A 26,733-nucleotide genomic window follows, 5' to 3' on the forward strand; every position below is an offset into this window, starting at 1 on the left:
CGCCTATTTCAGATAGGTACGCAAAATCCGCATGATTTCGTCGATCTCTGCATCGGGATCTGCCACAGCATCGCGCGCTATCGTCTCACGAGCCTGGCCAAATGTCTCGCGGAAATGGCTTTCCAGCACTTCCGCCATCAATCCGTTGGCAGCCCCGCGCAACGCCGCAATCTGCTGCAAGAGTGCAGCACATTCCGTGCCTGCTTCCACCGCGCGCTCCAAGCCTTCGGCCTGGCCTTTGATGCGGCGCAGGCGCGTTAAAGCGCGCTTTTTGTCTTCCGGTGAATGCGGCATGGAATCTCCCGATTTTCACGAAGCCTATATACTATAGGGGAGTATGTCAATTACTCTGAAAACACCTCTTGAGAGAATGATTTTCCGCACAATTTGCCTAATGCAGATTTTATGCCTCAAGCTTGAGATGCAGCAGCGGATAAGGGCGTCCCTGATCATCGGTTTCGGAACGACCTGTCTCGACAAAGCCCACATGGCGATAAAAGCCCACGCCTTGCGTGTTCTGCTCATTCACGTCAACGGTCAGAGTACCCCGCTTTTTGGCGTGCGCAATCATATGCTTGCCAATACCCTTGCCGCGCTGGTCGGGGGAAATAAACAGGCTGTCGATATTGTTATCGGTCATGCCCATGAAGCCGACCGGCTTGCCGTCATCCTCAATGACATCGACTTCTACATTCGGCAGATATTGCTCACCGACCAGTTTTTCGATTTCAGCGAAATCTTCGTGGCTTAGAAAGTCATGTGTTGCCAGCACGCTTGCGCGCCAGATAGCGGTGAGGGCGGGGGCATCCGCCGGTTTAGATTTTCGGATATGGATCATCATCGTTCCTTGTGGGATAAGCACCAAAGCAACGCCTTTATAATACGGAATTTCATTTGACGAGTCTGCCCGATCTTCCCGTTACCCGCATTCTGCCGCAACTTGACGCCGCATTTGCCACCCATGCAAGCGCGGTTTTGGTTGCTCCTCCCGGCGCGGGTAAGACGACGCTGGTGCCACTGCATTTTTTAAATGCTAGCTGGCGCGGCGACGGCATGATTGTGCTGCTGGAGCCTCGTCGTTTGGCAGCGCGTGCAGCGGCGCGCCGCATGGCGCAGTTGCTCGGCGAAGAGCCGGGCGAAACAGTCGGCTATCGTATGCGCCTTGAAAGCAAGGTCTCGGCGAAGACCAAAATCCTCGTCGTCACTGAGGGTGTTTTTGCACGCATGATCCTTGATGACCCGGACCTAAAAGGCATAGCGGCGGTTTTGTTCGATGAATTTCACGAGCGTAGCCTTGATGCCGATTTTGGTCTGGCGCTGGCGCTCGATGTGCAGGCCGCTCTGCGTGATGATCTCAAGATACTCGTCATGTCGGCTACGCTGGATGGTGCGCGTGTGGCCTCACTGCTGGGCGATGCGCCCATTATTGAGAGCGAAGGCCGGGCTTTCCCCGTTGATATTCGCCACCGCGACCGAAAGCCTGACGAACGTATTGAAGATGCAATGGTGAAAGCCATTCGTGAGGCACTGGCCGATGAAACGGGCAGCATTCTTGCCTTTTTTCCCGGTCAGGGCGAGATCGAACGCACGGCTGGAATTCTGGAAAAGTTTCTGCCTGCCAATATCATTCTGGCTCCGCTTTATGGCGCGATGGAAGGCCGTGATCAGGATGCGGCAATCAAGTCAGCTCCCGCAGGCCATCGCAAGGTGGTGCTGGCAACCTCGATTGCCGAAACCTCCATCACTATCGATGGCGTTCGGGTGGTGATCGATAGCGGCCTTGCCCGCCTGCCAAAATATGAGCCCGCAACCGGTCTCACGCGACTTGAAACCGTACGCACTTCGCGTGCGAGTGCTGATCAGCGCGCTGGTCGTGCCGGACGTACTGAGCCGGGCATCGCCATCCGCCTCTGGCATCAAGGGCAAACGGCGTCACTCCCTGCTTTCTCTCCACCCGAAATTCTGGAGGCCGATCTTTCCGGCCTCGTGCTTGATGCGGCTGCATGGGGCGTAACTGATCCAGCAACCTTGTCGCTGCTCGACAAGCCACCATTGCCCGCGCTCAAAGAAGCCAAAGCATTGCTTAGCCGGCTTGGTGCGCTTGATGAAGCTGGACGCCTGACAACTGACGGCGAGGCTATGCGTTCACTCGCCCTGCCTGCACGCCTTGCACATATGGTGGCCGAGGCTGGTAAGTGCGGTGAAGCTTTGCGCGCTGCGGAACTCGCTATGCTTTTGACCGAGCGCGGCCTTGGCGGCAATGAAACAGACCTCGACACACGCATGTCGCGGTTCCGCAATGATCGTTCTGATCGTGCGCAGCGCGCCAAAGGACTGGCGAAACGTCTGGCTGCAAATGTGCCCAACAAAGGCGAAGCTGCCGGTTCAAGCGTTGGCCGAATGTTGATTGATGCCTATCCAGACCGCATCGCCAAGGCACGTGGGGCAACGGGGCAATTCCTGCTGGCCAATGGCCGTGGCGGTGAAGTCGATCCCGCTATCAGCCTTAGCCGTGCGCAATGGCTGGTGGTGGCCGATATGTCGGGCAAGGCAGGTCGCGCACGCGTTCTTTCTGCGGCGGAAGTCTCTGAAACAGAAATCCGCACTGCTCTTGGCACCAAGATCGAGAGCGGACGACAGGTCGTCTATGATGCAGAAAAGAACGCTTTGCGTGCGCGTGAAGCAGTTCGCATTGGCGCCATTGCCTTATCTGAGAAGCCGCTTGCTGCTCCTTCCGGCGTGAGCGCCGATGAAGGCGTGATCGCTGCCGTGCGTGAGCATGGTCTTGATATTCTGCCTTGGGGCAAAGAGGCTGAAATCCTGCGTCGTCGTCTGGGCTGGCTCTATCGCGGCCTTGGCGATCCGTGGCCGTCTATGGATGACGACAATCTTATTGAGCGTCTTGATGACTGGCTGCTGCCTTTCCTCACAGGCGAAGCACAGCTCGATCGTATCCCGGCACATGTGTTGAAAAACGGCCTTATGAGCCTTGTGCCGTTCGATCTGCAACGCCTCGTCGATCAACTGGCACCGACGCATTTTGAAGTTCCGACCGGCTCGAATATCCCCATCCGCTATGACACAGAGGAGCCGGTTCTCGCCGTGCGCGTGCAGGAGCTGTTCGGCCTTGGCATCCACCCATCCATTACCAATGGCAAAGTGCCGCTTTTGCTGGAATTACTCTCGCCAGCACACCGCCCGATCCAGATCACGCGTGATCTTCCGGGCTTCTGGCAGGGCTCATGGGCCGATGTACGCTCCGATATGCGTGGCCGCTATCCGCGCCATGTCTGGCCGGAAGACCCAGCCAATGCAGAAGCCACCCGCAGGGCCAAGCCACGCGGCACCTGATGCCGATCAGGAATGCAGAACGACGTGGACCTCATCCTGATCGCGGATGTTGAGATTTTCACGGATGCGCTTGTCCGAGATCAGCTCAATGCAGTCGTGCATATGCGATCCGATACGCCGGAAAATCCATACATTCATGGAACGGGAATGCGCATAAAGCGTCGCCCGCCATGCCTGGCCAATGCCGCGGCGTGGCTTGAAGAATTTGCGGCGCAGACTGTTGTTCAGAATTTCGTGCTGCGGGATAGTGATGCTCGGTGGAACGAGGCCGCGATCCAGCGCCTTTAGCTGCTTGCGACGGCTTTGCAGAATGGATGGGTATTCCATGATCTGCACATTCAGCGAGCCGGATGCAAAGCGATCCGGCCAGTCATTTGGTGAATTATCCAGATGTTGTTTTCCAGGAATGACGAGCTCGGAATGTTTTCCAAGCCCGGACGATATCTTCCCCCTGAAGACAATCACGCGGCGCCCTCCATCGCTTTGCAGACAGTTCTGTTATAATTCCTTCACAAAATTGACACAATTGCTGATTGGCAGGTTTTGCCCATGAGGGAAAACTTGAAAATTCCCCACATAATAGGGCGTTGCGTGTCATGTACGCCAAAGCCTGCGACTGGATGACACAGTTCTGCTTGCGTGAATATGCGCCTTGCCGCATAAGGGGCGGATAGGGGTGATCATGCACGCAGAATTCGACAATCGGGCTTCAAATCTTTCGCGAAAGCCGCGCCTGACCACGTTGGTGCGTCTGCGCTGGCTGGCAATTGCTGGGCAAACCGCGACGGTCATGTTCGTGGCGCTCTATCTGCAATTCAATTTTGCAGTCGGTATCTGTTTTGCGCTGATTGCATGTTCCGCATGGCTCAATCTCTATCTGGCATTTCGCTTCCCCACCAATCACCGTTTAAGCCCGACAGCGGCAAGTATCGTGCTGGCGTTCGATATTCTGCAACTGGCAGGATTGCTTTATCTGACGGGCGGCGTTCAGAACCCCTTCGTTATCCTGATGATTGCTCCAGTCATCATTTCAGCAACGTCGCTTTCCGTGCGCCATACGCTGGCGCTCGCATTGCTGGTGGTGCTCAGCACCTCCGTGTTGATGCTCTATTACAGGCCTCTGCCTTGGTATCCGGGCGAACATCTCGATTTGCCGATTTTGTTTGTCTCAGGCATCTGGTGCGCGATCATCGCTGCACTGGGCTTTACCGGTGTCTATGCCTATCGCATTGCGGAAGAAACACGCCAGCTGGGCGATGCCCTTGCTGCCACCGAACTCATCCTGCAACGCGAGCAGCACCTGACCGCGCTTGATGGGCTGGCCGCCGCCGCCGCGCACGAACTCGGTACGCCACTTGCCACCATCACTTTGGTCGTAAAGGAAATGCAGCGTACCTATGCCAAGAAGCCGGACAGCGATCCGGGCCTTGCTGAAGACATTGCCCTGCTGCAATCGCAGGCTGCGCGCTGCCGTGAAATCCTCCAGCGGCTCACCAGCCTCTCGTCCGAGAACGAAGAGCATATGTCGCGACTGCCGTTCTCATCGCTGATTGAGGAAGTGATCGAGCCGCATCGTGATTTCGGCATTTTGCTTGAAGTGGAAAAGCAGGAAGGTCCGAAGCCTGAGCCAGTGGTGCGTCGCAATCCGGGTCTTCTTTATGGTCTAGGCAATCTGGTGGAGAATGCTGTCGACTTTGCACGCGATAAGGTCAGCGTCACCTGGGGTTGGACTGAAAACACCGTCAGCGTGACCATTCAGGATGACGGTGAAGGATTCAAACCAGAAATTCTGGACCGAATCGGTGAGCCCTATATGACCAGTCGTGACAGCGCACATAACGGTGGCGGTGGTCTCGGGTTGGGACTTTTTATCGCAAAAACACTGCTGGAACGCTCTGGAGCGCAGATTAGCTTTAAAAATCGCAAGAATCCGGGGCAGGGTGCAGAAGTAAAAGTCACATGGCCTCGATCCGCTTTCATTGTAAGTTAATGAATATATTGCACAATTAATCTTGGGTTGAAGTGCTGTCGCTTTACGCACGGCGCTTCAATTTCATCAAATTTTCGTGCGCGCGATTAGAAATTGCATTTAATCACAATGCTTTACGCTCTGTTGCAATTTAAATTTTGCTGAGATTGCTTCAATAATTCAATGGCTATTTGACTTTTTGCCGCAGGGATATCAATAAGGAAACAAAAATACAGGCAGGAAGAATCCCGATGGACGACTTGAAGCAGGAAGACACCGAAGCCATAGGCAACGATCCGACCCTCCTTCTGGTTGATGACGATAAGCCGTTCTTGCAGCGCCTTGCACGCGCAATGGAAGGAAGGGGCTTTCAAGTGACCACGGCTGAATCAGTCGAGGAAGGCATCGCTGCCGCAAAAGCTTCCGCACCCGCTTATGCCGTTGTCGATATGCGCCTTGGCGATGGAAATGGCCTCGACGTCATTGAAGCCATCCGCACCCGCCGCACCGATACGCGTGCGATTGTGCTCACCGGCTATGGCAACATCGCTACCGCGGTGAATGCTGTGAAGCTTGGCGCGATTGATTATCTTTCCAAGCCAGCTGATGCTGATGAGGTTTTTGCGGCTCTGACCCGTCGTCCGGGCGAAAAGGTTGCACCGCCGGAAAATCCGATGTCCGCTGATCGTGTTCGCTGGGAGCATATTCAGCGCGTTTACGAGATGTGCGAGCGCAATGTTTCCGAAACGGCGCGTCGTCTCAACATGCATCGCCGTACTTTGCAGCGCATTCTGGCCAAGCGCGCGCCGCGCTAAAACCAAGCCTCACAAGCATTTTAGGCTTTAATCTATATCGGTCTCGGGTACATCGAGACCTGCAAGCTCAGCAATCGTCAGACGAGCAGCACCTGCTCTTGCAAAGCGCAGCATCAGTGCTTTGCGTGTAGCGCCTGAGAGCTTGTGTTCTGGCGCATCGCGCAGAATTTCCGCGCCATAACCATCCGATAAAATGAACCCGCAATCTTCCGGAAAGATTTCGCGCGGCACGCTCGGATGCGTTGCAAAAAACAGCCGGTCACAAAACGCGCGATAGTCTGGCCATTTCCGATCAGCCTTCCAGTCTTCGATTGAAGATTTGATCTCCACGATCCAGATTTCGCTCTTGCGGCTGACGGCGATCAGATCGGCGCGCCTGCCAGATGCCAGTGGCAGTTCCGGCAAAGTCGCCAGCCCCATTTCCAAGAATAGACGCTGAACACCACGACGCACGAGCATTGCGTTTTCGGATTGTCGTCCGTCAGAAAGTGGGTGTGTTTTGTTGGGAATCACGATCGGCATTTACGCATTTTGCGCCCTCAAATCGCGTTGAGCAATCAAAGAACGCTGATTTCCGGCGGCATTCGAGTGGCGAAAATTTGGAAAAGATGGCAAGAAAATGGCTAAAACAGGATTTTTCAATTTACGGTTAACGGCTGGTTAACAATACTGACGCAACTTTGCACATGAATGAGCGATTCGCTCCTGATGATGGAAAATCTCAATCTGGGGGAAATTCATGAAGTCTCGTGTTTTGAAGCTGGCCGCAGCACTTCTTCTTGGTGGTGCACTTGCGGGCTGCTCCACGGTGGGTGGCACTTTTTATACCGCGTCCTATTCGTCGATCAGCGATGCTGGCTATACTATTCCAGCCATCCCGAACGAAAAGATCCCGCAGCAATATCGCCGCCAGATCGTGAAGTATCAGACCGATGAAGCTCCGGGCACGATCATTGTCGAGACGCGCGAGAAGTTCCTTTATCTGGTGCAGCCAGACGGCAAGGCCATGCGTTATGGCATTGGTGTGGGCCGTGAAGGCTTCGGCTGGTCAGGAACGGCGCGTGTTGCCATGAAACGCGAATGGCCAACCTGGACCCCTCCATCGGCTATGATCAAGCGCCAGCCTGAACTGGCAAAATACCGCAATGGTATGGAACCAGGCCTTAGAAACCCGCTTGGTGCGCGCGCGCTTTATCTCTTCAACAAGGGCGGCGATACCGGCTATCGCATCCATGGCACGCCAGAATGGTGGTCGATCGGTAAAGCCATGTCTTCAGGCTGCGTTCGCATGATGAATCAGGACATCATCGATCTTTATGAGCGCGCAGAGCAGGGCGCAAAGGTTATCGTGAGGCAGTAATACCAAGGCGCGAAGATGCTGACGCATCACGCCTTGAAAAAGTTCAATCGCCACTCGGGCTTAACCAAAACTCCACAAACAAAAAGGCCGCTGAAAAGCGGCCTTTTTGTTAGGAATTATAACAGCTTAGATTTGCTCGACCTGCTGAACTTCCGGCACGAAGTGGCGCAGAAGATTCTGGATGCCATGCTTGAGTGTCGCTGTCGAAGAAGGGCAGCCCGAGCAGGCGCCTTTCATATGCAGGAACACGGTGCCGTTTTCAAAACCGCGGAAGGTGATGTCGCCGCCGTCCTGAGCAACTGCAGGGCGCACGCGGGTTTCGATCAGTTCCTTGATGGTTTCAACGATCTCAACATCGGCTTCATCGAAGAATTCTTCTTCGCCATGATCGTCACCGGCATTGGCGGCCGCGTTGCCAGTCATTGCAGGCGCACCGGACATGAAATGTTCCATGATCGTGCCGAGGATTGCCGGCTTCAAGTGCTGCCACTCGCCATCTTCCTTGGTCACGGTGATGAAATCATAGCCGAAGAAAACGCCGGTCACGCCAGGAACTGCAAAGAGCTTGGCAGCAAGCTGCGATGTATTGCCAGCACTTGCCGCATCGCGGAAATCCGCTGTGCCTTCAGGCATCACGACCTTGCCGGGCAGAAACTTCAGGGTCGCCGGGTTTGGCGTGGTCTCGGTCTGGATGAACATATCAGTTCTCCGCTTTCAATATCAGAAGCTTTTCGTAAGCATGGATGCGCATTAAGGCAAGCCTCATCTCAAAGGGCGCATGCGCGTTACGATCAATATAGGGTGATTATGTCACCGCATCAATGTCTTCATCCGAAAGACCGGCTGGAATGACGGTGACAGGAATCTGGAATTGGGCGCGATTGGCCAGAGACTGCACGAGAGGGCCGGGGCCTTCATTACCTGATCCCGCTGCCAGCACCAGAATTGCAATGTCCTGATCTTCTTCAATGAGGTTCGGCAGCTCGTCAGAGATGCGACCTTCACGGATGATCAGCTCAGGCTCGATGCCCTGTTCTTCGCGCACTTTGGCGGCGAATTTTTCAAGCGTCGAACGCGCGCGCTCTTCAGCTTCGGCGCGCATGATTTCACCTACACCCAGGATTTGCTGAAAATCTGAATTGTCGATGACGAAAAGCATGACAAGCGCGCCGTTTGAGTTTTTCGCGCGGCGCGCAGCATAGGCAACGGCACGCCCGCATTCGGGCGTCTCGTCAATCACGGCAAGAAACTTGCGGCGGTGGCCGGCTTCCCGGCTAAGTCGTTTTGATACCATGGCGATAATGTGGCATTGCAAAGCGCCGCCCGCAAGCAGGCAGCGCCAGAATATTACAAGCGGTTATTATCAGTTCTGCAGCCAGCCGATGATGTCCCGCACATTGCGCATGTTTGCTTCAGCAATCACGCCTGCACGTTCTCCGCCATCTTTCAGAACGCTGTCGATATAGGCAGGATCAGCCACCAGACGACGCATTTCATGGGTGATTGGCGATAGTTTCGCAACAGCCAGATCGGCAAGTGCTGCCTTGAATTCGGAGAACTGACGCCCACCAAATTCGCCCAGAATATCCTGCTTCGATTTCGATGAAAGCGCTGCATAGATGCCGACGAGGTTATCTGCTTCAGGGCGACCGCTCAGACCATCCAGTTCCGAAGGCAGACCGTCGGAATCGGTCTTGGCCTTACGGATCTTCTTGTTGATGGTTTCTTCGTCATCAATCAGGTTGATGCGCGACAGATCCGACGGGTCGGATTTCGACATTTTCTTGGTGCCGTCACGCAGCGACATGATGCGCATGGCCGGACCCGAAATCATCGGTTCGGTCAGCGGGAAGAAGCCTGAAACCTGTTCGTCACCAACTTGCATGTCCACACCGATGCCAAGCGAAGCAATGCGGTCGGAATAGTCGTTGTTGAACTTCTGCGCGATGTCGCGGGTAAGTTCCAGATGCTGCTTTTGGTCTTCGCCAACAGGCACATGGGTTGCGCGATAAAGCAGAATGTCGGCAGCCATCAGGCTTGGATAAGCGAAGAGACCAAGCGACGCATTTTCACGGTCCTTGCCAGCCTTGTCCTTGAACTGCGTCATGCGGCTCATCCAGCCGATGCGCGCCACACAGTTGAACACCCATGCGAGTTCGGCGTGCTGCATCACGCGGCTCTGGTTGAAGACGATGCTTCGCTTGGGGTCGATACCGGCGGCGAGGAAGGCGGCCGTCACTTCACGGGTTGACTGGATCAACTCGGCTGGATCGGGCGATACGGTCAAGGCATGCATGTCTACCACACAGTAGATGCATTCCTGCGTCTCCTGAACCTCTACCCACCGCTTGATGGCACCCAGATAATTACCAAGGTGAAGGTTTCCGGTCGGTTGAACGCCGGAGAAGACAAGCGGTTTGAACGTGCTCATGATGTAATCCTGATGTTGGCCTTCGCCGGTGGAGAGCGAAGGTGTTTTTAATGGACGTCTTTTCGCAGAGGCATAGCGGCCTTTCAAGAGTGAATTATACTTCGCTCTCAGGCTCTTTCTTGACAGCGCCACGCTTGATGTTGCGGCGGATCATGCCGGTGTTTGCACCACCAAGCCCAAAAGCCAGCCCGAAATAGACGACCATTGCTGCCACAACCATGGCCGTGACGGTTCCAGCACGCACGCCAAAGGACGATGCCGATGAAAGCTCGTGAGCAAAATAGCCGATAGCAAAATGAATGCCGATGGCCATGACACCGGCTGCAATCAGCAGACGCGGAATACGGGTGAGCAAAGGAATATCGTTGCCCCAATGACCACGCTTCACCAGAGTTGCAAAAAGCAACGCTGCATTGACCCAGCCAGCGGTGATTTCTGCAATCGCAATACCGCTTGGTCCCATGCGCTGAAATAATGTGATGGCCAGTGAGACATTCACAACCACGGAAATTGCAGCGAAAATCATCGGTGTGCGTGTGTCTTCGCGCGCGAAGAAACCCGGAATGAAGGCTTTGATCAGCACGAAAGCTGGCAGGCCGATGCCGTAGATCGCCAGAATGTTTGAAACCACAAGTGTTGACTCGGCACTGAACTGACCGCGTTCAAACAGAAGCCGCACAATCGGTTCCGACATCACCAGAAGGGCCGCGGCTGCAGGAAGCGTGAGGAACAGCGTGAACTCGACCGAGCGGTTTTGCAGGTTTGAGGCTTCCTTCATATGCCCACCGCGCAGTGCACGCGACAATTCCGGCAGAAGCACGGTTGCAACTGCAATACCCACGACGCCAAGTGGCAGCTGGTAGATGCGGTCGGCATAAACGAGCGAGGAAACCGCGCCCTCCATGCCCGATGCGATGTTGGTGTTGATCAGCAGGTTGATCTGCGTGATGCCGCCGGTGATTGCCGCAGGCAGCGCCAGTATCAGCAAGCGTTTGACATTGGTGGTAAGACGCGGACGGCGAAAGCCGATTTTGATGCCTGCATTGCGCACGGCGATCCAGACGATTGCCAGTTGCACAAGACCCGCCGCCATCACACCCCAGGATAGCCCATAACCAACAGCCAGCGCGTCATAACCCTTCCACCATGCAAAGGCCAGAACGCCGATCAGGATGATGTTGAGAAAGATCGGTGCAATGGCCGCTGCGAAATAGCGATGCAGGGAATTCAGCATCCCGCCCATCATGGCCGCAAGCGACATACAGGCCAGATAGGGGAACATGATGATCGCGAGCCGCACCGTATTGTCGAACTTCACCGGATCGTCGGTGAAGCCCGGCGCAATGACCGTGCGCACGATAAACGGCATGGAGAGTTCCATCGCGATGGTGATGAAAAGCAGCACAGTGAAAAGAACGCCAAACACTTCTTCAGAAAAGCGACGAGCGCCTTCCATACCGTTCTTTTCAATTTCCTTGGCGAAAAGTGGCACAAAAGCTGCGTTGAACGCGCCTTCGGCAAATAGTCTGCGGAACGTGTTCGGGAAACGGAAAGCGGCATTGAACGCATCGGCAACCGGGCCGGTGCCAAGTGCCGCCGCCATGAACATTTCGCGCGTGAAGCCGAAAATGCGGCTCATCAGCGTTCCAGACGCAACGGTTGCGAACTTTTTGACCAAACTCATTTACTGAAAAACCTATGCTGCTGCGCGACCGTTGGTTTTGGCGCCGTTTTCACCGCCCAGCACGGCAAGAAGCTTACGCCTGATATTGCCCTGTCGGGTTGCATTTGAAATCTTGTGTCCTACCAGATCGGTAACATAAAAACTGTCGATCACTTTCTCGCCGAAGGTGGTGATATGCGCCGAAGCAATATCCAGCGAAAGGTCAGAAATAAGGCCCGTCAGTTCAGACAAAAGGCCAGGCCGGTCAAGACCTTCCACTTCAATCACCGTAAACTTGTCGGAAAGAGCGTTGTTGATCTCGACACGCGGCTCGACTTTGAAAGCCTTTGCACCGCGCTTGGGCTTTGTCCGCTTGGCAAGTACATCCGGCAGATGCGCTTTGCCCGACAGCACGTCTTCGATCACCTTGCCCACGCGTTCTGCACGGCGGCGTTCGTCTTCATCTGTGTCGAATTCGCGGCTGATCAGGATCGTATCGAGCGCACGCCCGTCGCCGGTGGTGAAAATCTGAGCGTCAACAATGTTGCCGCCAGCCGCCGCACAGGCGCCTGTGATGATCGACAAAAGGCGCGGATGATCGGGTGCAAGCACGGTGATTTCCGTCACTGCTTCGAATGTATGCGGCTTTGCAAGCGTCGCCAGCGCGCGGCCATTCTGGTCTGCATCGCGGATGAAATGCGCATGACGCACCTGATCGTCAAGGCTGACGGTGAGGAAGTAATTGGTGTAATGCAGGCCGAGATAGGCTTCGCGCTCTGCTTCCGGCCAATCGGCAAGCTTTTCGGCAAGGGCTGCGCGTGCCTGCCGGTCGCGATCGGCGCGTGGCAGTTTGGAGAAGCCGCCTGTCAGAACCAGCTCGGTTTCATAGAAAAGCGTGCGCAGCAGCTGGCCTTTCCAGCCGTTCCACACGCCGGGACCAACGCCCTTGATATCGCAGACCGTCAGGATCAGCAGAAGCTTCAGCCGCTCCATCGTCTGCACCGTATCGGCGAAATCGACGATGGTTTTGCGGTCGTTGAGATCGCGTGATTGCGCAACCATGCTCATGGTCAGGTGTTCGCGCACCAGCCACTCGACGGTTTCGGTTTCCGACGGCGAAAGGCCGAAACGCGGGCAAAGTTTTTTGGCAATGCGTGCACCGGCAACCGAATGATCTTCCGGTCGCCCCTTGGCGATATCGTGCAAAAGCATCGCCACATAAAGCAGATTGCGATCACGTTTGATGGTGGTGATCAAATGGTTTGAAAGCGGGTGCTCGTTTTCCAGCTCACCATGCTCAATCTCGGAAAGCACGGCAATGCAACGCAGCAGATGCTCATCCACCGTGTAATGATGATACATGTTGAACTGCATCATCGCGACGATCTTGCCGAAATCCGGAATGAATTTACCGAGCACGCCGGATTCATTCATGCGGCGTAAAATGAGCTCAGGATTGCGGGGCGAGGTCAGCACTTCCAGAAACAGCCTGTTGGCTTCCGGGTTCTCGCGCAGTTCCGAATTGATGAGTTTCAGCGAGCGGGTGAGCTGCTGCATGGCATCGGGATGAAATTCCAGCCCGAGCTTGTCGGCAAGGTGGAAGATGCGGATGATATTGACCGGATCGCGTTTGAACACATCTGCATCGGCAATGTTGATGCGATGGTTTTCGGAAACGAAATCATTGCTTCCGGCAAGCTTGCGTTTGCGGCGCGAGAAGGTGAGGAAGATGCGGTTGAAGCCCGGCACATGCTTTGCCTGTTCCTCTTCCAGCGCCGCACAGAGAATGCGCGTCAGATCACCGACGTCCTTGGCGACGAGGAAGTAGTGCTTCATGAAGCGTTCGACATAGTTCTGGCCAGGATGGGCCGTATAGCCCAAACGCTGTGCAATTTCCGGCTGAATGTCGAAGGAAAGGCGCTCTTCTGCCTTCAGCGTTGCAAAATGCATATGGCAGCGCACGGCCCAGAGAAAATCTTCGGCCTTGTTGAACAGGCGCAATTCGGCTCGTGACAGCACGCCGAGCTTGATCAGCTCTTCCTTGCTTTTGACGCGATAGAAATATTTGGCAATCCAGAACAGCGTATGCAGATCGCGCTGGCCGCCTTTGCCTTCCTTGACGTTTGGCTCAACCAGATAGCGGGTTTCGCCCGCCTTCTTGTGGCGATTGTCACGCTCGGCAAGTTTGGCCTGGATAAATTCAGGCCCCGTATCCTTGACCACTTCTTCGTCAAAACGAGTGACGAGAGAACTGAACAGATCGCGATTGCCGATAATAAAACGCGCATCCAGAATGGCGGTGCGGATTGTCATATCTTCGCGCGAAAGACGAATGCATTCGTCGATATTGCGGGTGGAATGGCCGACTTTCAACCCCATGTCCCACAGCATATAGAGCATATATTCGGCGACCTGCTCACCCCACGGCGTCTGCTTATAGGGAAGCAGAAACAGCAGATCGATGTCCGAACCGGGCGCAAGTCCACCACGACCATAGCCGCCAACAGCCACAACCGCCATGTTCTCGGCTTTCGACGGATTAAGCATCGGATAGGCTTTGGTGCTGGCAAATTCAAACAATGAGCTGATCAGCGTATCCATCAGATAAGACAGGCGCCGCGCGCAGAGCGTGCCGCCACCATCCTTCATCAGCATGTTTTCCGCAACGCCGCGACCGCGCACCAGAGCATCCTTGAGCGCCTGCAGCACAACCTTGCGAACGGGCATACTTGTGTAGTTTTCGTCGGCCGAATCCGCGAGCTCATTGATCTTGCGGCGGAGTGTTTCGGGATTGACGATTTCATCGAGCTTCAGGTCGTGTGCGCTCATGCGGCTTGTATGTCCGGCTTGCCATAGCGCCGTGCGTCCGTTTGGACGCACAAAGGACGCTATGCATTGTTGAACCTACCTCTCGTGCTTTGCAAAGCACGAGAGGTAGAAGAGAACTGACGGAACTATCCTATAGCCGGTTTTAAATATGGTGAACATTGAAAAGAAAAGGCCGGGCATTGCCCGGCCTTTATCACATTGTCATGCGTCTTTTCAGTTGCCAGCGTTATAAGCTGCAATAGCCGCCATATTGACGATATCGGTATCTTTCGCGCCAATGCTGACAATCTGTGCTGGCTTGTCGAGGCCAACCAGCAGCGGACCGATGATCGTTGCACCGCCCAGCTCCTGAAGCATATTGGCTGCGATCGATGCCGAGTGATTGTCGGGCGTAACGATGACATTGGCCGGGCCCGACAGACGGATGAACGGATAACGCTCCATCAGCTTCGGGTTCAACGCCACGTCAGCACTCATTTCGCCGTCAAACTCGAAATCGACGTGACGCGTGTTGAGAATGCGCACGGCTTCCTGAATACGCGTTGCGCTTTCGCCGCCCATATGGCCGAAGGTCGAAAATGCGGTGAGTGCAACACGCGGCACATAGCCCATGCGGCGTGCCATGCCAGCGGCTTCAACAGCGATATCGGCAAGTTCTTCGGCGGTTGGCTTTTCATGGACTGCGGTGTCCGCGATGAACACGGTGCGGCCACGGCAAAGCGCAATGGAAACACCGACCAGACGATGGCCCGGCTTTGAATCGATCACACGACGCACATCTTCGAGACCGGTCGCATAGTTGCGGGTGATCCCCGTTACCATGCCGTCAGCATCGCCAAGGGCAACCATGCAGGCCGCAAAATGATTGCGGTCATTGTTGATCAGGCGATGGCAATCGCGTGTTAGATAGCCTTTGCGCTGAAGCTTCTCATAGAGGTAGTCGGCATAGGCCGAGTTGCGGCTCGACAGTCGCGCATTGATAACTTCAATGCCCGGACGGTTAAGATCGAGACCGGCTTCCTTGGCGGTTTCTGCAACACGCTCTTCGCGGCCAACCAGAATCGCGGTGCCAAGACCCTGATTGACGTAGGAGACAGCGGCGCGCATGACCTGTTCTTCTTCGCCTTCGGCAAAGACGATGCGCTTTGGCTGACGACGCACGCGCTCATAGATGCCACGCAGTGTGGAGGCAATCGGATCGCGACGGGCGAGCAGTTCCTGCTTGTAGCCCTCAATGTCTTCAATCACACGTCCGGCAACACCGGTTTCAATTGCAGCTTTTGCGACAGCTGCCGAAACGGTTGCCAGCAGGCGCGGATCGAACGGCACCGGAATGATATATTGCGGACCAAAACGCGGGCGGCTGCCCTGATAGGCGGCAACCACATCATCTGGCACGTCTTCGCGTGCCAGTTCCGCGATTGCATAGACGGCTGCAATCTTCATCTCGTCATTGATCGTGGTGGCACGAACATCGAGTGCGCCGCGGAAAATATACGGGAATCCGAGAACGTTGTTGACCTGGTTCGGATAGTCCGAGCGGCCGGTTGCAACAATTGCATCGCTGCGCACTTCGGCGACATCTTCCGGCGTGACTTCCGGGTCTGGATTGGCCATTGCAAAGATGATCGGATTTGGCGCCATCGAACGCACCATTTCCTTGGTCAGCGCGCCCTTTGCCGAAACGCCGAAGAAGATGTCGGCATCTTTCATCGCGTCTTCGAGCGTGCGCTTGGAAGTCTTGATGGCATGAGCCGACTTCCACTGGTTCATGCCTTCTTCGCGGCCCTGATAGACAACGCCCTTGGTGTCGCAGAGCGTGACGTTTTCAGATGGGAAGCCGATGGCCTTGATCAGTTCGATACAGGCAATGCCCGCCGAGCCTGCGCCATTACAAACGAGCTTGGTATTCTTGATGTCGCGGCCAGTCAGTTGCAGCGCGTTGATCATGCCGGCTGCGGCGATAATTGCCGTGCCATGCTGGTCATCGTGGAAAACCGGAATATCCATCACTTCGCGCAGGCGCTGTTCGATGATGAAGCAATCCGGTGCCTTGATGTCTTCGAGGTTGATGCCGCCGAATGATGGCCCGAGATAGCGCACGGCATTGATGAATTCATCAATGTTTGTCGTATCGACTTCCAAATCGATGGAATCCACGTCCGCAAAGCGCTTGAAGAGGACTGCCTTGCCTTCCATGACAGGCTTGGAGGCCAACGCGCCGAGATTGCCAAGACCCAGAATGGCGGTGCCGTTGGAAATGACCGCAACCAGATTGCCCTTGGCCGTATAATCATAGGCCGTGGCAGGGTTTTCTGCGATTGCCTTAACGGGTACTGCGACGCCTGGCGAATAGGCTAGCGACAGGTCGCGCTGCGTGGTCATTGGCTTGGTGGGATTGATTTCCAGCTTGCCTGGGCGGCCCTGAGCGTGAAAGTCGAGCGCTTCCTTCTCACTGGCTGTGGGTGTGCGTTCTGGCGTGTTGCCCTTCGGCGTCGAGACTGGCATGTTCCCTCCGGTTTCTTCTGCGGGACGAATTCGATAGCGTCAGTCTGTGGGAGTGTAAACAGCGCATTTTGGAATAGATATTCATCCAAAAAAGCATGATATCGATATTATTATGTCTTTAAATGGATTTAAATCGCAATAAATGAAGGTTTAGCATGGAAGCGAAGGTCGAAGAGAAACAGTTGGAAGCGGGGGAAAATACCACGCAGGAAACCGCTGTTCGCCTCACGCCCATGATGGAACAGTATATTGAGATCAAAGCCGCGAATGTTGATTCGCTGCTTTTCTATCGTATGGGCGACTTTTACGAGCTGTTCTTCGACGATGCGGTAGAAGCTTCCAGAGCGCTGGGCATCACGCTCACCAAGCGTGGCAAGCATCTGGGCGAAGATATTCCGATGTGCGGTGTGCCGGTTCATGCCTCCGATGATTATCTGCAGAGGCTGATCGCTAAAGGTTATCGCGTTGCGGTTTGCGAGCAGATCGAAGACCCGGCAGAAGCTAAAAAGCGTGGCTCCAAATCGGTGGTCCGCCGTGATGTGATCCGGCTTGTATCCCCCGGCACAATCACCGAAGAAAAGCTGCTCGATCCGTCGGAAGCCAATTATCTGATGGCGCTTGGCCGCACCAAAGGCGACGGCGCGCTGGCGCTTGCATGGATTGATATTTCGACAGGCACGTTCCGCGTGTCAGAAACAACTGAAGACCGGCTTTTTGCCGATGTTGCACGCATTGATCCGCGCGAATTGGTCGTCGCTGACACGGCGTTTCACGATGCCGATCTGCGTCCGACTTTTGATCTCATTGGCAAGTCTGTCATTCCACAGCCAGCAACCCTGTTTGACAGTGCGGCGGCTGAGAACCGTATCCAGCGCTATTTCAATGTTGCGACACTGGATGGTTTCGGACAGTTCAGCCGTTCCGAACTTTCCGCCATTTCCGGTGCGATTGCCTATATCGAAAAGACGCAGATTGCCGAGCGCCCGCCGTTGATGCGACCTGAACGCGAGCAGGAAGGCGGCACGATTTTCATCGATCCCGCCACCCGCGCAAGCCTCGAACTCGCCCGCACTATGTCGGGCAATCGTGAGGGCAGTCTGCTTAAGGCCATCGACCGCACGGTAACCGGTGGCGGTGCACGGCTTCTGGCAGAACGTTTGACCGCACCCTTGACCGATCCCAAGGCGATTGCGCTGCGCCTTGATGCCGTTTCGTGGTTTCTGAGCGAGCAAGCGCTTTGCGAAGGGCTACGACTGGAGCTTAAAGGCGTGCCGGATATGCCGCGTGCCTTGTCGCGCCTGGCGGTGGGCCGTGGTGGTCCGCGTGATCTTGGTGCCTTGCAGCGGGGTTTTGAGGCCGCAAACGGCATTGGCTCGCTTCTTGAAGGCGCACTTCTGCCTGATGAACTGGCTCAGGCACGCGAAGCGATTGAGACATTGCCTGCCAGCTTTGCTGCCCATCTCGACCGCGCACTTGCCGAGGAAATGCCTCTTTTGAAGCGCGACGGTGGCTTCGTGCGTCAGGGCTATAATGCCGAGCTTGATGAAATGCGCGCGCTGCGTGATCAGTCGCGCCGTGTGATTGCTGGGCTTCAGGCTGATTACATCGAGGAAACCGGCATTAAAACGCTGAAAATCAAGCATAACAATGTGCTTGGTTATTTCATCGAAGTCACAGCTAATAATTCAGGCACCATGACCGATACGGTTGAAGCGAAGGGCCGCTTCATCCATCGTCAGACCATGGCCAATGCCATGCGTTTCACCACCACGGAACTGGCAGAGCTGGAAAGCAAGATCGCCAATGCAGCCGACCGTGCGCTCTCCATTGAGCTGGCAATCTTTGAAGAACTGACTGCGGAAGCGGTCAGCCATGCCGATAGTATTCGTGCGGCGGCTGTAGCCCTTTCGGTATTCGACGTTTCAGCTTCGCTGGCAGTTCTTGCGGAAGAGCAGGGCTATTGCCGTCCGCTGGTTGATGACAGCTTGTCTTTCAACATCGTCGCTGGCCGTCATCCGGTGGTTGAGCAGGCATTGCGTCGGCAGGCGGCCAATCCGTTTGTGGCCAATGATTGTGATCTTTCACCGCAAAACGACGGTGGAAATGGTGCGATCTGGTTGCTGACTGGCCCGAATATGGGCGGTAAATCGACCTTCTTGCGCCAAAATGCGCTGATCGCGATCATGGCGCAGATGGGTTCGTTTGTGCCAGCGGGCTCCGCACAAATCGGTGTTGTGGACAGGCTTTTCAGCCGTGTTGGCGCGTCGGATGATCTGGCACGGGGCCGTTCGACCTTCATGGTGGAAATGGTTGAAACTGCCGCCATTCTTAATCAGGCGGGTGAGCGTTCGCTGGTCATTCTCGATGAAATTGGTCGTGGCACGGCAACCTTTGACGGGCTTTCGATTGCCTGGGCGGCAGTGGAATATCTGCATGAGAAGAACCGCTGTCGCGCACTCTTTGCGACCCACTTCCATGAAATGACGGCACTCTCTGAAAAGCTCGATCGGCTGTTCAACGTCACCATGCGGGTCAAGGAATGGGACAATGATGTCGTCTTCCTGCATGAAGTGGCAAAGGGTGCGGCTGATCGCTCATATGGCGTGCAGGTTGCGCGCCTTGCAGGTCTACCGGAAGCTGTCGTTAATCGCGCGCGCGATGTGCTGCATCAGCTGGAAGCCGGTGAAACCTCTGGTAAGGCCGACAAGCTGATTGATGATCTGCCGCTGTTTTCCGTTGTGTTGCAACAGGAAAAGCCCAAGCCACAGGCTGCCGCAAAGGATAGCGAATTGGCAAAGGCTGTGGCAGCGATCAGCCCCGATGAGCTGACGCCGCGTGAAGCGCTTGAACTGGTTTATAAGCTGAAGGAATTGGCTGGCAGGGCGTGAAATTAGAAAAGGCGAAGCTGAGCTTCGCCTTTTCTTTTATACAAACCTGTTAGCGTCCGCGCCATAATACGTAATGTAGCGGCTGGAAATGCGCTCAATCGGCAGGATGATGAAAACATCGGTCGTGCCGAAAGCTTCATCGATCACTGCGCCATCACCAATCATGGCACCAAGACGCAAGTAACCCTTCACCAGTGGCGGCATTGAGAACAACGCAACCTTGGTGTTGATCGCTTCCTTCGGCATCAAATCCATAGGCTGATAGCGATGTGGCAGCGCGCGCACATCCCAGTCAGGCGTTGCACGGCAGTTTTGATGCAGGAATGACAGTCCCAGCGCATGTGCGGCTGGCACAGCACCATGGAACGATGCACAGCCAAACATCACATCAATCGAATGGCGACGGCAATAAGCCCATGCACCCTGCCACAACAGCTCGACCGTGCGCTTGGAGCGATATTCAGCCTTCACACAGGAACGGCCAAGCTCAAGAAGTTTGAGGTTTGGGCGTGAAAGTGCGAGACGCTGCACATCATATTCGTCTGCTGAATAGAAACCGAGTGCCTTTTCGGCCTGATCACTACGCATCAAGCGATAGGTGCCGACGATCTGCTGATGTTCAGGCGCGGGCAATGCGGTATCATAAACAAGAAGATGGTCGCAGATGGCGTCGAAACGGTCGGCGTCTCTTAATTCAACTTCTTCGATGGTTTCCTTGCGGGCGCCCATTTCTTCGAAGAAGACGCGAAAGCGCAATTCCTGCGCCGCTTCGATTGCGTCGCGGGAGTTTGCTAGTCTTACTTCCAGCGATCCGATGCGTCCCAGAATGATAGGGTCGCTTCCAGATGCGAAAAGCGATGGTTGTGCTTCTATGCCCGACATGATCGTATCATCAATGATTTGCTGGTCCATTCCAAGCAGTACTGACATGATGATTCGCTCCTGATCCTGTTGTTCACGCAATCCTGAACGGTGTGCTTGCTGGTATTTCAGCAAATGCTAACCGTTTCCGCTTTTTCCACGGCCTGGTTGCGTGGACATGACGTCCATTCTAACCGAAGCAGTACAGATTCAGTGCTACGCGACGATGACAGAACCGTGTCACCAATGTGTCAATTCAGGCTGTCGAACCTTATCCCCTTAAAATCGCTTTTAAATTCTCGGCTACAAATTATGCGAAAGGCCGAAACTGTTCAAGCCGCCTATCGGCGAGCAGGAAATAGGGACGGCTTCGACGCGCATCCCAATAATGATTGGCGATTTAGCGCGCCGCCTTCTTCTCGCGCCGCCAACCAAGAAACTCTTCCAGAATGATTAGCGCCGCTCCGATGGTGATGAACGTGTCGGCGAGATTGAAGACCGCAAACGACCATGTCGGCAGGTGGAAAAGGATATAATCGACCACATAGCCATGCATCACGCGATCAATCAGATTGCCGATAGCACCACCCACGACAAGTGCAAAACCATAGCGGGCGAAGACGCGATTGGCTGGATTGGTCCACCAGAGGTAAAGCACAAAAAGAATGACGGCAGCGGTGATTGCGACCAGTCCCCAATCGTGCAGCCATGCCAGCATCGAGAAAGCGATGCCTTCATTATGCGTGCGGAAGAGTGCCAGGAAGGGCAACAGATCAATCTGCTGCCCGTAGCCCATGCGGGTTTCGACCAGATATTTAACGCCCTGATCGATCAGGACTGCGATAATGACAACGAGAAACGACGACAAAACCGCATGACGCTTCATCCGCTGGACCTTTCATCGAGAGTGAGTGCCTCGCGGCGGATTTCATAAAGCATGACACCGGTGGCAATCGCCAGATTAAGCGAATCTGCGCGGCCTGCCTGCGGGATGCGTGCGAGCTTGTCGCAGCTTTCAGCAAGCGTTTCCGGCAGACCCTGCTGCTCATTGCCCATCATCAGAATGACCGGCTTTTTGGCGTAAGGGATCGTGCGATAATCGACAGCGCCCTTGAGGTGTGTGCCAACGAGAAGACCCGAAAAGCCTTTGCGCCAGTTCAGAAACTCGGTTTCCGTTGTCTTATAAAGCGGCATCGAGAACACCGAGCCCATCGTGGCGCGCACGGTTTCCAGCGAATAAGGATCGGTGGTGTCGCCGATCAGGATGATGCCCTTGGCGCCAACTGCATCGGCGGTGCGGATAACAGTGCCGAGATTGCCGGGATCACGCACACGATCAAGCGCTATGTAAACATGGTTGCCTTTTGGCTTGAGGTTTGCAAGCTGCTGATATTGCTGCTCGAAAACACCGACTACCATCTGCGGATTATCGCGGCGGGTGATCGCAGCCATGATCTTTTCGGTCACTTCCAGCACCAGTCCGCCCTTGGCGAAAGTGCGTGCTGCAACCTGCTCGACCATCTTGTTGCCTTTACCGGATTTGGCAAAGACAAGCGTCTTGATGCGCCAGTCCTGTTCAAAGGCATCGATGACGAGCTTCAGGCCTTCTGCCAGAAATACACCCTGCTGATCGCGGAATTTTTTCAGCGCCAGCGAGCGCAGATCTTTGACGATCGGATTGGTGAGGCTGGTGACTTCCTTCACCTGGCCCACGCGTGATCCGGTCTGATGATTGCCGCTTCTGGAGAAATCGTCGTTTCGGCTCATTTTGCTACCCAGCGGCTGAACATGGATGTGGAAAGTGCGCGTTGGCTCGCACGTTCGCGAAGAATAAGTTCGCCCGATTCGACTGTTCCGCCAAGACCGGTGAAACGGTCGCGCACCAGCTCGTGAATGGCGAAGAAGGAAGCGCGGATCGAATAGGCGGTCAGAATGACGGCCAGCGCGTTTGGCGTGAGAATTGAACGACAGGTATCGACCATTGCAGGCAGATGTTCGAACAACTGCCAGACTTCACCGTTCGGACCACGACCATAGGCTGGCGGATCAAGCAGGATGATGTCGTAGAAGCTGCCGCGGCGCTCTTCGCGCTGCACAAACTTCATAGCATCTTCGCAAATCCAGCGGATCGGCTTGTCGGAAAGATCGGCCATTTCCTGATTTTCTCGTGCCCAGACGATCGCCTTCTTGGAAGCGTCAACATGGGTGACTTCGGCACCTGCGCGTGCTGCAACGAGCGATGCAACGCCGGTATAACCAAACAGATTGAGCACTTTCACCGTGCGGCCCGACTTGGCGGCATCGCGGATCAGATTGTCCATATAGGACCAGTGCGCGGCCTGTTCCGGGAATACGCCAACATGGCGGAACGACGTGAAGCGGCCATGAAACGATATGCCGTCATGCCGCATAGGCCATGTTTCACCCAGAGTGTCACCAAGCGGCAGTTTCGGGAATGCCCAGCGCCCCATGCCTTCTTCATCGGTGTTGCCGGTAAAGACAGCATCGGCCTTGTCCCATTCGCTTTTCGGCAGACTTGGGAGCCAGATCGCCTGACCTTCCGGGCGTACAATGCGATAAGGACCATATTGCTCAAGCTTGAGGCCATCACCGCTGTCGAGCAATGCATAATCGTCGGACGGTTCTGTTTCGAGGATGACGGGTGCGCGTTCACCCGGGCGCTCGCCCTGATAAGCTTTGATCTCGCGCTGAGGCGCTGCGATGTGCTTTTCTTCAGCAGGCTTTGGTGTGGCTTTTGCAAATTGCGGACGCGGCTTCTTGAAGAACGAAGCCTTGTTGTCCGGCTTGCTCTCATGTTTGGCAGCCGAGCGCGGTTCGTCGTGCTTTGCGCGACCAAAACCGCGCTGCTCTTTACCGCCCGTTGGCTTTTTGCCTTTTCCTTTTGGCGCCTTCACCCGAAACTCCGTGATTTATTTTGGGTTTAGGTAGGGCAAATGACGCCAGAACGAAAGTGAAAAAGAAAAACGGTCGCTATCAGACGTTGGAAACCGTGTTGGCCACATGGCGCTTTTCAGCAGATTCCGCACGTTCCAGAAGCTGTGAGGCTTCTTTTTTGTAGCGTCGCTCGCGACGGCGATGCTTGCCCTGCGTAAGCCAGGTGACGGCAGCGCCGATCAAAGCACCGAGGATAAGCGCACCAAACAGCCAGATAAACAGCGGAGCCTGATAGGTCAGTGCTGGATTTCCGGGGTTGAACGGATCAATTGTCAGGCCAATCGTTTCGCGATTGGCCACCGAAAGGGCGATCAGAATGACCGCCAACGGCACCAGAATAACAATCGTTATGACGCGCTTTGCCACCATGATGGATCAGATGGCGCCGTTGAGGCGGTCACGCAGTTCCTTGCCAGTCTTGAAGAATGGCACCCACTTTTCTTCAACATCCACTGTATCGCCGGTACGTGGATTGCGGCCGCTGCGGGCCGGGCGATTTTTTACCGAGAAAGCGCCAAAGCCGCGCAATTCGACGCGGTTGCCATCAGCAAGGGCATTGGTGATCTCTTCAAAAACCGCGCCGACGATGTTTTCGACATCGCGCTGGAAAAGATGCGGATTACGGCTGGCGATAACCTGAACGAGTTCCGATTTGATCACGGCTTTAAACCCCTGTGTTTCTCTTGTCCGGTGAAAGGACTCATTTATTTGCCGGAGTGACACCCGGTGTTCCGTCAACGTGCCAAACCGAAAGAAGTCCGTCAAGGAAGATACGGTCTTTGGCAATTTCCTTTAACATACCATTGGCTTCCTGTGGCACGCCAAGTAGGCGCGCACCGGCATGAATTATCAGATCACGCAGCGAAAAACCGGTGTCATTGCTGACTGCTTTCCATTCAAGCTTGGGCAAATCCTTGGATACGCCCTTGCTGGTGAGCCACGCAACAGCCTCTTCCTCGCCGCCAAGTCCGTCAATCAGTTTCTTGTCCAGTGCCTGACGGCCGGTAAAGACCGCGCCATTGGCCAGGGCCAGCGCTTCCTCATGCGTGAAAGAGCGGCGTTCCTGAACAATTCCGACAAACCAGTCATAAGAATCCATGATCATATTGCGGATCATGTTTTTGGCTTCATCGCTTGCAGGGCTGAAATAATTCGGTTCTGCCTTGAGTGGCGAAGATTTGATCGTCTCGACCTTCACGCCAATTGTATCGAGAAGCTTGGAAAGGTCGGGATATTGGAACAGCACGCCGATTGACCCGACGATGGAGGTCTGGCGCGCAATAATGTGGTCGGACGCGCTGGCAATCATGTAGCCAGCCGATGCTGCAAGCGTACCAACCTGCGTTACAACAGGCTTCTTCTTGGCGATTTTGCGCACGGCTTCATAGATTGATTCGCCGCCAACGGTGGTGCCGCCCGGTGAATCGAGAATAAGGATCACGCCTTTGACAGCATCGTCATCGGCAATCTTGTTGAGGCGCTTGATAAGCTCTTCATTCTCAAAAATCGTGCCTTCGATGCGAACCTTTGCAACGTGAGGTGTCGCAAAATTAGGGCCGCGCATGGAGTAGGACGCAATGGCGGCAATGAGTACTGCCAGCAGAAGCAGAAATGCGATGCGCCATACGGTCAGCTTTCTACGCAGCTTGCGTCTTTCGATCAGTGCCTCGGCGTCCTGAGCCATACTCATCCATCCATAATTCAAGCGAAGTGCTGTCGATGTTTTTACTATCTATGTCCCGCAATAGGCAAAGCGACAAGGTCTATCAATAATTTTGTCGCAAGGAGTTTGCTCGCCGGAGAGCGCTGCTATAATATAAGCTTATTATATGTTAACAATGAAGTGATCGGCTTTTTACCATTGTTAAGAGGCCTGTAAACGCCAGTTTTGCTGCAGTTCCGCAATGTTCATGTCATTTTTGCATGGCAGGTGCGGTGTTTTGTGCCGTGTATTAGTCTTGAGTGACAGGCTAATGCACCCCAAATAAACCGTATTGATCTAAGATAGCGTCGGGTGAAAAATTCATTCTCGATGTTTCTGTAAACAGTTGAGCAATAAAGCGGCACTAAAAGCTGCGTTAACAGATTGAGTAATCGAAAAAGACCATGAGCGCCGACACACCACATATTCATGTTTCGCAGGGAGCTGCCACAACAGCACCGAGTGGCGGTGGCATGCATTTTGGAGCGTCTGAAAAGGCAGCTTCGCTGTTTAAGGCTGCCCAGCGTCATTCGATCCGCGTACGCGTGCTCAAAACCGCTCTGCCGGTTGCGGCCATTGCGCTTGCAGCTGTTTTCTCCTGGTACACGTTTCTCGCAACGCCTGCCGCGCCTGTGAAGGTGGAAGTGAACAATGGCGGGGAGAGCGGCAAGCTCGTCATGAGCAATCCACAGCTCAACGGTTATACCAAGGATAATCGTCCTTATTCCATGATTGCGGCCAAGGCCATTCAGGATGCCAAGAATAGCGGCGCAATCGCGCTGGAAGGCATTTCTGCGGAGTTGCCGGTGGGCGATAATGGCAACGCAAAAGTCGAAGCTGCTTCTGGCGTTTACGATAATGCGAACGGTCGTTTGCAACTTGATAAGGATTTTACTGTTACGACGAATGAAGGCCTGCATGCTGTCATGCGATCCGCTGATGTTAATCTCAAAAGCGGTCAGGTGACGACAGACAAGCCGGTTGAAATTCGGAATGGTAGTACGCAGATCAGTGCCGACACCATGCAGATCAAAGAGAGCGGCAAAGTCGTGATCTTTGAAAACAAGGTGCGTGTTGTCATTGACGGCGGTGCAGTTTCGGGCAACAACACGCCTTAAAGTATGTCGCGGAAAAGTGGGAACCGGTTTTCCGACAACGACATACTGGAGGTAAAGACCGATGGCATGTCGCGGAAAAGCGGGAACTGGTTTTCCGTCAGGGCGTGTTGAAGGCAAAAATTTAAAGAGTCTGCGCTTAGCAGATATCGTTTAACGCAGGTTTCTGCGGGTTCTGGTTTCTTTTCTGCGCAGTCAGATATTTCTATCTGGCTGCGTTAAGTTTAAGATCGGGGCTGATTAATTATAGCTTGAGGTGCTGGCCTGAAAGGTTGATACGCTTTTA

23 protein-coding genes are annotated in these 26,733 nt (G+C 54.6%); 6 read left to right on the top strand and 17 right to left on the bottom strand.

Features of this window, described 5'->3' with window-relative positions:
* Positions 1–3: 3 nt before the first annotated feature.
* Together CEV34_RS08055 and CEV34_RS08060 are read right to left on the bottom strand one after the other, a co-directional pair.
* A complete protein-coding gene (locus CEV34_RS08055) occupies positions 4–294 on the bottom strand; it encodes a metal/formaldehyde-sensitive transcriptional repressor (RefSeq protein WP_007873209.1) in 291 nt (96 codons plus the stop codon).
* 109 nt (positions 295–403) lie between these two features.
* Complete coding sequence (locus tag CEV34_RS08060; RefSeq protein ID WP_235819025.1) at positions 404–862, bottom strand: acetyltransferase; 459 nt, start codon at positions 860–862, stop codon at positions 404–406.
* A gap of 32 nt (positions 863–894) precedes the next feature.
* Here CEV34_RS08060 and hrpB point away from each other — a divergent pair, with 32 nt between their 5' ends.
* The gene (hrpB, locus tag CEV34_RS08065) at positions 895–3,351 is read left to right on the top strand and encodes an ATP-dependent helicase HrpB (RefSeq protein WP_094543506.1); all 2,457 of its coding nucleotides are present in this window, start codon (positions 895–897) and stop codon (positions 3,349–3,351) included.
* Positions 3,352–3,357: 6 nt separating this feature from the next.
* Here the strand turns inward: hrpB and CEV34_RS08070 are convergent, their stop codons facing one another.
* Entirely contained in the window at positions 3,358–3,816 is a 459-nt protein-coding gene (locus tag CEV34_RS08070) for a DUF120 domain-containing protein (protein ID WP_007873215.1), read from the bottom strand.
* 217 nt (positions 3,817–4,033) lie between these two features.
* On the opposite strand from CEV34_RS08070, the gene CEV34_RS08075 reads away from it, so the two are divergent.
* Positions 4,034–5,341 (top strand): ActS/PrrB/RegB family redox-sensitive histidine kinase, encoded by a 1,308-nt coding sequence (locus tag CEV34_RS08075; RefSeq protein ID WP_007873216.1) that lies wholly within the window; start codon positions 4,034–4,036, stop codon positions 5,339–5,341.
* Between the two features lie 230 nt (positions 5,342–5,571).
* Entirely contained in the window at positions 5,572–6,135 is a 564-nt protein-coding gene (gene regA / locus CEV34_RS08080) for a global response regulator transcription factor RegA (RefSeq protein WP_007873219.1), read from the top strand.
* Between the two features lie 27 nt (positions 6,136–6,162).
* Here regA and CEV34_RS08085 read toward each other — a convergent pair whose 3' ends face one another.
* Positions 6,163–6,657 (bottom strand): MmcB family DNA repair protein, encoded by a 495-nt coding sequence (locus CEV34_RS08085; RefSeq protein WP_007873222.1) that lies wholly within the window; start codon positions 6,655–6,657, stop codon positions 6,163–6,165.
* 217 nt (positions 6,658–6,874) lie between these two features.
* Between CEV34_RS08085 and CEV34_RS08090 the strand changes: the two genes are divergently transcribed.
* Positions 6,875–7,495, top strand: coding sequence for a L,D-transpeptidase (locus CEV34_RS08090; RefSeq protein ID WP_007873225.1), 621 nt, complete (start codon positions 6,875–6,877; stop codon positions 7,493–7,495).
* 126 nt (positions 7,496–7,621) lie between these two features.
* On the opposite strand, the gene CEV34_RS08095 is transcribed toward CEV34_RS08090, so the two are convergent.
* The 6 genes from CEV34_RS08095 to CEV34_RS08120 all read right to left on the bottom strand — a co-directional run bounded on the left by CEV34_RS08095 (position 7,622) and on the right by CEV34_RS08120 (position 16,926).
* Entirely contained in the window at positions 7,622–8,194 is a 573-nt protein-coding gene (locus CEV34_RS08095) for a NifU family protein (RefSeq protein ID WP_007873227.1), read from the bottom strand.
* 106 nt (positions 8,195–8,300) lie between these two features.
* The gene (locus tag CEV34_RS08100) at positions 8,301–8,789 is read right to left on the bottom strand and encodes a universal stress protein (RefSeq protein ID WP_007873229.1); all 489 of its coding nucleotides are present in this window, start codon (positions 8,787–8,789) and stop codon (positions 8,301–8,303) included.
* 69 nt (positions 8,790–8,858) lie between these two features.
* Positions 8,859–9,926, bottom strand: a complete 1,068-nt coding sequence (gene trpS, locus CEV34_RS08105) for a tryptophan--tRNA ligase (protein ID WP_007873231.1) — start codon at positions 9,924–9,926, stop codon at positions 8,859–8,861.
* Between the two features lie 94 nt (positions 9,927–10,020).
* On the bottom strand, positions 10,021–11,610 hold the full coding sequence (gene murJ, locus CEV34_RS08110; protein ID WP_007873233.1) for a murein biosynthesis integral membrane protein MurJ: 1,590 nt from the start codon (positions 11,608–11,610) through the stop codon (positions 10,021–10,023).
* 12 nt (positions 11,611–11,622) lie between these two features.
* Positions 11,623–14,418, bottom strand: a complete 2,796-nt coding sequence (locus CEV34_RS08115) for a [protein-PII] uridylyltransferase (RefSeq protein WP_007873235.1) — start codon at positions 14,416–14,418, stop codon at positions 11,623–11,625.
* Between the two features lie 213 nt (positions 14,419–14,631).
* The gene (locus CEV34_RS08120) at positions 14,632–16,926 is read right to left on the bottom strand and encodes an NADP-dependent malic enzyme (protein WP_007873238.1); all 2,295 of its coding nucleotides are present in this window, start codon (positions 16,924–16,926) and stop codon (positions 14,632–14,634) included.
* Positions 16,927–17,081: 155 nt separating this feature from the next.
* Between CEV34_RS08120 and mutS the strand changes: the two genes are divergently transcribed.
* The gene (gene mutS / locus CEV34_RS08125) at positions 17,082–19,814 is read left to right on the top strand and encodes a DNA mismatch repair protein MutS (RefSeq protein ID WP_094543509.1); all 2,733 of its coding nucleotides are present in this window, start codon (positions 17,082–17,084) and stop codon (positions 19,812–19,814) included.
* Positions 19,815–19,850: 36 nt separating this feature from the next.
* Here the strand turns inward: mutS and olsB are convergent, their stop codons facing one another.
* The 7 genes from olsB to sppA form a co-directional block, all read right to left on the bottom strand.
* The gene (gene olsB / locus CEV34_RS08130) at positions 19,851–20,744 is read right to left on the bottom strand and encodes a l-ornithine N(alpha)-acyltransferase (protein ID WP_171379993.1); all 894 of its coding nucleotides are present in this window, start codon (positions 20,742–20,744) and stop codon (positions 19,851–19,853) included.
* A gap of 331 nt (positions 20,745–21,075) precedes the next feature.
* Entirely contained in the window at positions 21,076–21,561 is a 486-nt protein-coding gene (gene lspA, locus CEV34_RS08135; RefSeq protein ID WP_007873245.1) for a signal peptidase II, read from the bottom strand.
* A complete protein-coding gene (locus CEV34_RS08140; protein WP_007873248.1) occupies positions 21,558–22,442 on the bottom strand; it encodes a TrmH family RNA methyltransferase in 885 nt (294 codons plus the stop codon). The genes lspA and CEV34_RS08140 overlap by 4 nt, the downstream gene beginning before the upstream one ends.
* Positions 22,439–23,590, bottom strand: a complete 1,152-nt coding sequence (locus tag CEV34_RS08145; protein ID WP_007873249.1) for a class I SAM-dependent methyltransferase — start codon at positions 23,588–23,590, stop codon at positions 22,439–22,441. The genes CEV34_RS08140 and CEV34_RS08145 overlap by 4 nt, the downstream gene beginning before the upstream one ends.
* A gap of 79 nt (positions 23,591–23,669) precedes the next feature.
* Positions 23,670–23,999, bottom strand: coding sequence for a lipopolysaccharide assembly protein LapA domain-containing protein (locus tag CEV34_RS08150; RefSeq protein WP_007873251.1), 330 nt, complete (start codon positions 23,997–23,999; stop codon positions 23,670–23,672).
* Between the two features lie 6 nt (positions 24,000–24,005).
* Entirely contained in the window at positions 24,006–24,290 is a 285-nt protein-coding gene (locus tag CEV34_RS08155; protein WP_007873253.1) for an integration host factor subunit beta, read from the bottom strand.
* Positions 24,291–24,330: 40 nt separating this feature from the next.
* Positions 24,331–25,314, bottom strand: a complete 984-nt coding sequence (gene sppA, locus CEV34_RS08160; protein WP_007873254.1) for a signal peptide peptidase SppA — start codon at positions 25,312–25,314, stop codon at positions 24,331–24,333.
* Between the two features lie 422 nt (positions 25,315–25,736).
* Between sppA and lptC the strand changes: the two genes are divergently transcribed.
* Positions 25,737–26,450, top strand: a complete 714-nt coding sequence (gene lptC, locus CEV34_RS08165; RefSeq protein WP_039859444.1) for an LPS export ABC transporter periplasmic protein LptC — start codon at positions 25,737–25,739, stop codon at positions 26,448–26,450.
* Positions 26,451–26,733 lie beyond the last annotated feature (283 nt).

It is taken from the genome of Brucella pseudogrignonensis (assembly GCF_002252525.1).
Taxonomy (GTDB): Bacteria; Pseudomonadota; Alphaproteobacteria; order Rhizobiales; family Rhizobiaceae; genus Brucella; species Brucella pseudogrignonensis.

What these genes read in the sequence shown, in the direction of transcription:
- CEV34_RS08095 (WP_007873227.1), bottom strand. Translation starts at nt 8,194, where the DNA reads ATGTTCATCCAGACCGAGACCACGCCAAACCCGGCGACCCTGAAGTTT.
- murJ (WP_007873233.1), bottom strand. Translation starts at nt 11,610, where the DNA reads ATGAGTTTGGTCAAAAAGTTCGCAACCGTTGCGTCTGGAACGCTGATG.
- CEV34_RS08075 (WP_007873216.1), top strand. Translation starts at nt 4,034, where the DNA reads ATGCACGCAGAATTCGACAATCGGGCTTCAAATCTTTCGCGAAAGCCG.
- CEV34_RS08055 (WP_007873209.1), bottom strand. Translation starts at nt 294, where the DNA reads ATGCCGCATTCACCGGAAGACAAAAAGCGCGCTTTAACGCGCCTGCGC.
- CEV34_RS08140 (WP_007873248.1), bottom strand. Translation starts at nt 22,442, where the DNA reads ATGAGCCGAAACGACGATTTCTCCAGAAGCGGCAATCATCAGACCGGA.
- lptC (WP_039859444.1), top strand. Translation starts at nt 25,737, where the DNA reads ATGAGCGCCGACACACCACATATTCATGTTTCGCAGGGAGCTGCCACA.
- olsB (WP_171379993.1), bottom strand. Translation starts at nt 20,744, where the DNA reads ATGTCAGTACTGCTTGGAATGGACCAGCAAATCATTGATGATACGATC.
- CEV34_RS08120 (WP_007873238.1), bottom strand. Translation starts at nt 16,926, where the DNA reads ATGCCAGTCTCGACGCCGAAGGGCAACACGCCAGAACGCACACCCACA.
- regA (WP_007873219.1), top strand. Translation starts at nt 5,572, where the DNA reads ATGGACGACTTGAAGCAGGAAGACACCGAAGCCATAGGCAACGATCCG.
- CEV34_RS08100 (WP_007873229.1), bottom strand. Translation starts at nt 8,789, where the DNA reads ATGGTATCAAAACGACTTAGCCGGGAAGCCGGCCACCGCCGCAAGTTT.
- CEV34_RS08150 (WP_007873251.1), bottom strand. Translation starts at nt 23,999, where the DNA reads ATGGTGGCAAAGCGCGTCATAACGATTGTTATTCTGGTGCCGTTGGCG.
- CEV34_RS08085 (WP_007873222.1), bottom strand. Translation starts at nt 6,657, where the DNA reads ATGCCGATCGTGATTCCCAACAAAACACACCCACTTTCTGACGGACGA.
- CEV34_RS08115 (WP_007873235.1), bottom strand. Translation starts at nt 14,418, where the DNA reads ATGAGCGCACACGACCTGAAGCTCGATGAAATCGTCAATCCCGAAACA.
- trpS (WP_007873231.1), bottom strand. Translation starts at nt 9,926, where the DNA reads ATGAGCACGTTCAAACCGCTTGTCTTCTCCGGCGTTCAACCGACCGGA.
- CEV34_RS08090 (WP_007873225.1), top strand. Translation starts at nt 6,875, where the DNA reads ATGAAGTCTCGTGTTTTGAAGCTGGCCGCAGCACTTCTTCTTGGTGGT.
- sppA (WP_007873254.1), bottom strand. Translation starts at nt 25,314, where the DNA reads ATGGCTCAGGACGCCGAGGCACTGATCGAAAGACGCAAGCTGCGTAGA.
- lspA (WP_007873245.1), bottom strand. Translation starts at nt 21,561, where the DNA reads ATGAAGCGTCATGCGGTTTTGTCGTCGTTTCTCGTTGTCATTATCGCA.
- mutS (WP_094543509.1), top strand. Translation starts at nt 17,082, where the DNA reads ATGGAAGCGAAGGTCGAAGAGAAACAGTTGGAAGCGGGGGAAAATACC.